This window comes from Caballeronia sp. INML2, assembly GCF_023631365.1.
GTDB lineage: Bacteria > Pseudomonadota > Gammaproteobacteria > Burkholderiales > Burkholderiaceae > Caballeronia > Caballeronia turbans.
The window spans coordinates 1-7,531 of the sequence record NZ_JALQDH010000141.1 but is presented as its reverse complement, the minus strand read 5'-3'; the positions used below and the strand labels follow the sequence as shown (position 1 = coordinate 7,531).

The window sequence follows — 7,531 nt, the reverse complement described above, 5'->3', positions numbered from 1 at the left end:
TTGAGCAAGGTCGATGGGTGATATGCCGGCCTGCCCACCAAGGAGGGCGTGGCCCGCTCGAAGCCAAGACCTACTAGATCAAGCTCATCGACAAAGACGTCCACCACTCGTACGGTGTTATCAGCATCGACGTAGTCGTCGAGACACTCAGGTAGCAGTGCGACTTGATCTCGTGCCGCGCTTTCAATAAATCGCTTCATGGGCCACCATCGAAAGACGTGTTGACTAACTATAGGCAATCAACACGTTTTTACACAGCCTCGGTCGGGCTCCGTCAGCCCGCTCTTCAATTTCAGCCCGCGAAAGCGGCCATTGGATCTCGCGGCCCGGGAGCGGACAGTCGTCTGCGAGTGCTTCCGACCCTGTATAGATGGTCGCCGTGCTGAACCAGCAATGGCTCTTCCCGAAGTGGAACGGACACTAGGCGAACGCCACCGATAGCGTACCGGCCACTGCGGAAAGAATGTCCGTCACCGTCCAGGCCGGATTAGACCTGCGCCAAACCGCCATCGACGAACACTTCACTGCCGGTCATAAAGCTACTCTCGTCCGACGCCAGGAACAGCGCCACGGCAGCCGTTTCATCCGGATCAGCTATACGCCCGAGCGGCGTCTGAACTTTAAGCTCGCCGAGCATCGCATCGAGCTGAGCGCCGGAGACAAGACTCTCCATCAGGCCCGGCGTCGCCGTTGCACCGGGAGACAGTACGTTCACGCGGATTCCGGAGTCTTTCAGATCGAGCGCCCAGCTGCGCGCGAAATTGCGGATTGCCGCTTTCGTTGCGCTATATACGCTGAACGCCGGCGTCCCCTTCGAACCTGTCGTCGACCCGGTCAGGATAATCGAGGCACCTGCGTTCATCAGTGGCAACGCCTTCTGGACCGTAAACAGCGTCCCTTTCACGTTGACGTTGAATGTAAGATCGAATTGCGCTTCCGTGATCGCTCCGAGCGGCGCAAGCGAGCCTAGTCCAGCGTTCGCGAACAGAACATCGAGATGCCCCTTCTCCGCCTGCACTGCGGCGAAAATTCGGTCGAGATCATCGAGCTTCGACACGTCGCCCTGAAGCGCCCGCACGTCGTGCCCGACGGCCGCCGCAGCCTTGTCTAGCTCGGTCTGGCGCCGCCCTGTGATGAACACGAACGCCCCCTCCTCGACGAAGCGCTTCGCGCTCGCGAGCCCGATGCCGCTATTGCCGCCGGTCACCAGCGCGATCTTTCCCGTCAGCCTACCCATATGCGTGCTCCTTGCAATATCATCAATTGTGTGCGGGCATCGTAGACCTTAACGACACTTTTAGATGGTATGCACCTTTTGGTAAGTACCATTGGGATGACGCATGAAAGCGAATGTGTTCACCTGTGGCCTCGACGTAACGCTGGCCGTGACGGGGGTAAACGGAAGCCCTGACCATGTTTCATCTCGCACACGACACGCGACGTTATGCAGAAATAAATCGGGCGGTTGGAGCAGTTAGCTACGAGATGCTGATCCAGCAATTGGAGGAATCGGAGACCGATGGCCCCGTCAATCGTGTCGACTACAAGGAGATTCCGCCGCGAGTCGAGCTCGTTAACCGCATTCGGTCTGCCCTGGCAAGCGCTCGCCCCGTTATGCGAGTGGGGGCACAGCACATGCCATGGACGTAGGTAACTCGATGGGGAACCGCAAGTCATCCACTAGATGAAATCCGCGCAGATGCCCTCGTGGTGCAGCGTTGAAGGAACACACCCAGCCAACCGACACGCATAGACATTAAATGTCAATGCCGGCGACATTCGTCGTCAGCATAGGAACCACCATAAGGTTCGATCACGGTCTTGAATCGATCTTTTGAGCAAGGAAGTCGCGTATCAGCGGCACCATCTCGTCCGCCTTGTCTTCCAGCGCGAAATGACCCGTGTCGAGCAGATGAGTCTCGACGTCCGGCAAATCTTCTTTGTACGGATACGCGCCGTCCGCCGGAAAGATCACATCGTTTTTGCCCCAGACGATCAGCATCGGCGGCTTAAATTCCCGGAAATACGCCTGCACCTTCGGGTAAAGAGGCAGATTGGTCCGGTAGTCATAGAACAGGTCGAGCTGGATGTCGTTGTTGCCGGGGCGATCGAGCAGCGCCTGGTCATGGACCCAGTTGTCCGGGGAAACACGGGTGCGGTCGGACACGCCATCGGTATATTGAAAGATGGTCGTCTCCAGCGTGAGCAGGGGCAGCAATGCTTTCCTGCTCGCGTCCGAACCGTCGGCCCAATACGCCTTGATCGGGTCCCAGAATGCCTTGAGGCCCTCGTCATAGGCGTTTCCGTTCTGGACGATAAAACCTGCCACACGGTCCGGATGCTTCAGCGCAAGCCGCCAGCCCACGGGCGCGCCATAGTCCATCACATACATCGTGTACCGGCGCGCGCCGAGCTGATCGATCAAGCCGTCCACCAGTTCGGCGTAGCGGTCGAACGTGTAGGCGAATTCGGCACGATCCGGCATGTCGCTCTGACCATAGCCGGGGTAGTCCGGCGCAACCACGTGATAGCGGTCGGCGAGTGCAGGAATCAGGTTCCTGAACATATGCGACGAGGTCGGAAAACCATGCAATAGCAGCACAACGGGAGCGTCGAGCGGACCGGCCTGTCGGTAGAAGATCTTGCATCCATCCACAACTGCCGTTCGATGATGCGTGACGGGAACGGCAGAGCTGTTGCGCTCGGCAGCAGACGAAGTACTCGAAGCTGGACTGGCCATTGCGATGCTCCTGGGTCGGATGGCCGGTCCGCGATCACCTTCTTTGCTCGAGGATGTCGAGCCGCGGCTCAGCACTGTGTATAAGCTGCAAGAAAGGCATGTGAAGCGAGGAAGTTCGGACGCCGACAGCAAGATCAGGTCATTGCCGCGACGACGTCGTCAGTGGATACCACCGCGTGCGCGAGAAACGCATAGTTGATCATGGCGGCTTTATAGCCATCACCCCAGACGGGATGACGAGGCCCTGCGGTCGCATCGGCTACGACCGACACTTCGAAGCCCTGCTCGAGCAAGTCGCGCAAATGAGCCTCCACGCACATGTTGGCGAGCATACCGCCGAGCACCACTTTGCTCATGTGACGTTTGCGCAATTGCAGTACAAGGTCATTGGTTTGCGGGCCGAATACCTTGTGTGGACTCACGACGATGGTTTGGCCGTCATCAATGTAAGGTTTGAACTCCGCCAGCCAATCCGCGCCCGAACCTTCAAGTCCCTGGAGACTCAGAGCGCCTTCTCGCGCGAACGTACCGGTTGCGAACTCGTCCGCTTCGAGCGGACCGTTGAACTTCCATGCGCGATCGGTCGGAAAGAAGTAATGAGGAGATATGAACACATTGATCTTCGCGGCTTTTGCAGCCTTGAAGATCCTCAACATGTTTTCGACGGTTCTGTTTTCCATGACGCTAGCGCCCACCGCGCCCCAATTCTTGCCCCTCGGGCTCAGCACGTCGTTCTGCGGGTCGATGAAGACCACGGCCGTATCGGTTGGATCACAGTTCATGCCGAGTCCTATGGTAGAGAAACGGATGGCCGCCGAGCCTCCGCTTGCATAAAGTGTTAGGAAGGTTAGGTCAGTAGCTACCGTTTAGCAATGCGGAATTTTGACGCTATTTGACGATCACGACAGACGCGGTGCGCACACGCTGCAGGAAACATAAAAGCGCTTAGCGGCGTTCCTCAATAAATCATGTATTAAGTGCCAAGTGAAGTTCTCGACCATCATCTTTCATGGACCATTCTCCCTGGCGGTGATCGCGATCGTGTTTTCCTGTCGCGACGATTCCGCACCATCAATGTGCCATCGATATGGCCAATGTTGAATTGCCTTCCGGCACTTAGTTGCGTCGAATTATCCAGTCAGTCAAACGCAGGCAGGCGCATTCTAACGCTGCTATCCCAAGGCGTGAATGTTGGCGGCGGACGATGCGACACAGACCATCCGCACACGACGGTCCGTTGTCCCGGTGAAGCTGACGTTCGAACGTCGCGGCGAACGCATGGTTCAACGTCCGTAGATGGCCGCGTGCGGAAGTACGCAGGTCAACCGCCTCCCGACCGTGCAGCCCGCGAGGCAAACCGCCTCTAAGAGTGCGAGGTTTCGAACCGTCTGGCTCACCATGGCCGGCAACTGGAGGCGACGCCGTATAACGTCGCCGCGATCAAGCCTCAGCGCTTCAGGCTAGGTCGAAGACGCAAGCGAGCGGCGTGTCTTCCGGACCGACGCGACGTATCAAGCATCGCTATCCATGATGCATAGGGATTTGACTGAATGCAAACGTTTGAACGGCGTTGCTAAACGGTAAACGAGCCGTTCGAACAGAAGCTTTACGGGACGGACGGCCTATTTGACCGAAGCTCTGTTCGTTGTTAAATCGATCGATAGTCCAATGGCCCCTCAATCGATACTTTGCACGTCTGCTGCGTCAGCGGGTTCTGTACGGGAGCGGAACGCGACCCTTATCCAAACGCCCCAATAATCGAGGAACGAAACCGAGGCCCCGATGTAGTCGCCGGTGATCAAGCTTTCGGCACACCTGCTGCAGAGAAATTTTGCGAGCACGGCGACTGCACGAGCTCCCACCTCTTGCAGGATCTGGAGAATCAACGGTGCGTTCAATGCAAGCTCGGCAACCCGATTCGCCCCATGCGCTTCCAAATGTGCCACATCGACCGGGTCACCACTGCAAAGCTCTGCACTATCACAGTAGCGCTGCTTAGCTGCGACGATCGCATGACATGGGTCAGACACGATGCCGGACCGCCGCCATTCCACGGCAATTGCACGCGATGATGTTAGTGGGCTCACTGGCGCCCGCTTCGTCGTCGTTGCCTTGCGCATGATCCAACCAATGGGACCCGGTATCTGCGTTCGCAGACCAGTCACCGCGAATCGGACGTGAGTTGTCTTTTCCATGGACTTGAGCTCATTGTCTGTTGATTGCCGGTGAGTCCATGATCGGTGCAAGCGCCTCGCTAACCCGTAGTGCCTGCGCGGGTGTGATCATTGCGTTGAGCATGGCGCGGAACCTCGGAATCTGAACACCCGAGACGATGTATTGGAAGCGATACGCAGCGAGGACGGTTTTCATCACGGATTCCGTTTCGACGGGCGTCTTCGGTTGATTGCAAAGTCTAATGAAGTAACGCGCATCGGCTGCTGCTTGAGCTTGTAAGATTCCGTCGATCGCGCGGACCAGCGCGATCAGGTCGTCAACGGCCACATCGCGTGCTTGCGAAGAGATTTTTGCGTTCTCACGCACCCATTCCAGTTCATCCAGGATCGCGTGCTGTGACTCCTCTTTCCAGTGGAACAAGAACACCTCTTTGAATAGCGGCGAAAGCTCGCTGTCCGGTTCGATGCTGGCCCGATAGTGCGCCTGCGTGAACAGTTCAATGAGGCAGGTCAGCGCGAGGACGGCCCATGTCGACTTGGTTAATACAAACGATGCGACCTCATCTGGCCGTAGGTCGAACGTGTACCCTCCGGGCATTTCCGCACCGATCATGGTCTCAATGCGACGAAACAGCTCCTGATGCTTTAGCTCTTCGTCGGTGAAGCGAACGAGCGCCTCGAGTGCGATCTGGTCGCCGAGCGAGTGGTCGCGGCTAACTTCGAGTACTTTGGCGCCGATGAAGCGCTCGACAAGTCCGAAGATGTTGGCATACGAACGCCCTTGAATCTGCGACAACAGCCCGCACTCGGCGGCGCTCAGAAACGACAGCCGATCGACGAACGACAGGCCGTCAGGCAGAAATTTTTTCGTGAAGTCGAATTCTCGATTTCGAATTACATCGCGATCGATGTCCCAGCGAATGCGCTTCGAGACTTCGACGCACTTTGCGTAGCGAGCGGAATCGACGTACGGCTGCAAGACCGGCGGTTGCAAAACGGCGTCCGTCGGATAGGATTCATTCTGCGCAAGATCGATTTCGCTCCTCGAAAGGGCATTGACTGCTGACATGGTTTTGCTCCAGAGAATGGGGACGGTTTCAACTTAAAAACGGCTGCGATTTTTTGAACGGGGCCTATGAAATTGTCTGACTCTTATTGAGCAGCCGCATACAACGCGCATATCCCAAATCGAATCCTCTTCGATCAGACGTGTTGCGTTTGGAGGCCTTCAGACACGGTGCTAGTATCACCACAGCAGAGACGACATTGAATGGCCTGGCGTCCAGCTTTCTTGTGCACGGCTCCAACATTGCGCGATCGCTCTATGGACGCTCTCTCCGATGTATTGCGGGTGATTCAGCTGTCAGGAGCGGTTCATCTCGACGGCTGCTTTTCCGCGCCCTGGTGTGTTATCGCTCATGCCGATTCCGCACTATGTTCAGGCTACTTGCCGCCTTCGGAGCGCATTGTTTCGTTCCATCTTGTAACCGAGGGAGCGTGCTGGGCGATGCTTCCAGGTGATTCGGCTAGTGCGTTGCAAGTCAACGCAGGCGAAGTCATCGTGGTGCCGCAAGGCGAAACCCACGTCTTAGGTAGCTCTACGGGGCTCTCGCCAGAATTTCTGGGGCCGTTGCTGGCCACGCAGGTAGAGACGAGGCCAGGTGAAGTGATGGAGCTTGCCTACGGTGGCGGAGGCGCGATCACACGTCTGGTGTGCGGCTTCCTCGCCACCCACGACAACTCCCGCAATCCTTTACTTTCGGCACTGCCGCGGATGTTCAAGGTCAACATGCGCGGATCCAGCGCGTCGTGGCTCGAATCGTCGCTGCGCTTTGCAACCCGGGAGGCGGCCTCAGCGCAAGCCGGCAGCGCCACGGTCCTGGCCAAACTTGCCGAGCTCCTGTTCGTCGAAGCGGTGCGCCGCTATGTCGCTACGATGCCTGAGGATCGCAAGGGCTGGTTGGCGGGTCTGCGCGATCGCTTCGTCGCGCGAGCGCTTGCGCTGATGCATGCGCGACCGGTCGACCCGTGGACCGTGGAAGCGCTCGCCCGCGAAGTGGGCATCTCGCGTTCCGGGCTGGCGCAGCGTTTCACGGAATTGGTCGGCCTCCCTCCGATGCAATACCTGTCGCTCTGGCGTTTGCAGCTCGCTGCGAATCAGCTTCGCGTCACTGATTCATCGCTAGCGTCGATTGCCGAGACGGTCGGCTACGAATCTGAAGCATCGTTCAATCGCGCGTTCAAGCGAGAATTCGGTGAGCCGCCAGCCACATGGCGCAAAAACAACGCTGGCAGTGTCACGGTTGGCGATAAGGAAAGCGCGCGCGTCACCGGATCGCAGGGCTGAGGTCGGGCGAGGCTGTGTAAAAACGTGTTGATTGCCTATAGTTAGTCAACACGTCTTTCGATGGTGGCCCATGAAGCGATTTATTGAAAGCGCGGCACGAGATCAAGTCGCACTGCTACCTGAGTGTCTCGACGACTACGTCGATGCTGATAACACCGTACGAGTGGTGGACGTCTTTGTCGACGAGCTTGATCTAGTAGGTCTTGGCTTCGAGCGGGCCACGCCCTCCTTGGTGGGCAGGCCGGCATATCACCCATCGACCTTGCTCAA

Annotated in this window: 7 protein-coding genes and 2 pseudogenes; 3 read left to right on the top strand and 6 right to left on the bottom strand. The window is 57.6% G+C overall.

From position 1 onward, the window contains the following. Together NCT32_RS36175 and NCT32_RS36170 are read right to left on the bottom strand one after the other, a co-directional pair. Positions 1 to 200, bottom strand: a pseudogene (locus NCT32_RS36175) (IS5/IS1182 family transposase); the annotation flags it as partial. Between the two features lie 287 nt (positions 201 to 487). Beyond that, positions 488 to 1,237 carry an SDR family NAD(P)-dependent oxidoreductase gene (locus NCT32_RS36170; RefSeq protein ID WP_250491478.1) on the bottom strand — a complete coding sequence of 250 codons (750 nt, stop codon included), beginning with the start codon at positions 1,235 to 1,237 and terminating at the stop codon, positions 488 to 490. A 176-nt stretch (positions 1,238 to 1,413) separates the two neighbouring features. Here NCT32_RS36170 and NCT32_RS37780 point away from each other — a divergent pair, with 176 nt between their 5' ends. After that, positions 1,414 to 1,650: a winged helix-turn-helix transcriptional regulator gene (locus tag NCT32_RS37780; RefSeq protein ID WP_409241580.1), complete on the top strand. Its 237-nt coding sequence runs from the start codon at positions 1,414 to 1,416 to the stop codon at positions 1,648 to 1,650. A 163-nt stretch (positions 1,651 to 1,813) separates the two neighbouring features. Here the strand turns inward: NCT32_RS37780 and NCT32_RS36165 are convergent, their stop codons facing one another. From NCT32_RS36165 to NCT32_RS36150, 4 genes are all read right to left on the bottom strand, one after another. Then, positions 1,814 to 2,740: an alpha/beta fold hydrolase gene (locus tag NCT32_RS36165; protein WP_250491477.1), complete on the bottom strand. Its 927-nt coding sequence runs from the start codon at positions 2,738 to 2,740 to the stop codon at positions 1,814 to 1,816. Positions 2,741 to 2,874: 134 nt separating this feature from the next. Continuing rightward, on the bottom strand, positions 2,875 to 3,522 hold the full coding sequence (locus NCT32_RS36160) for an isochorismatase family protein (protein WP_250491476.1): 648 nt from the start codon (positions 3,520 to 3,522) through the stop codon (positions 2,875 to 2,877). An 894-nt stretch (positions 3,523 to 4,416) separates the two neighbouring features. Further along, on the bottom strand, positions 4,417 to 4,935 hold the full coding sequence (locus NCT32_RS36155) for an alpha/beta hydrolase (RefSeq protein ID WP_250491475.1): 519 nt from the start codon (positions 4,933 to 4,935) through the stop codon (positions 4,417 to 4,419). A gap of 10 nt (positions 4,936 to 4,945) precedes the next feature. Then, positions 4,946 to 5,983, bottom strand: a complete 1,038-nt coding sequence (locus NCT32_RS36150) for a hypothetical protein (protein ID WP_250491474.1) — start codon at positions 5,981 to 5,983, stop codon at positions 4,946 to 4,948. A 255-nt stretch (positions 5,984 to 6,238) separates the two neighbouring features. On the opposite strand from NCT32_RS36150, the gene NCT32_RS36145 reads away from it, so the two are divergent. Then, a complete protein-coding gene (locus NCT32_RS36145) occupies positions 6,239 to 7,261 on the top strand; it encodes an AraC family transcriptional regulator (protein WP_250491473.1) in 1,023 nt (340 codons plus the stop codon). Between the two features lie 70 nt (positions 7,262 to 7,331). Next, positions 7,332 to 7,531 (top strand): annotated as a pseudogene (locus tag NCT32_RS36140) (IS5/IS1182 family transposase); the annotation flags it as partial.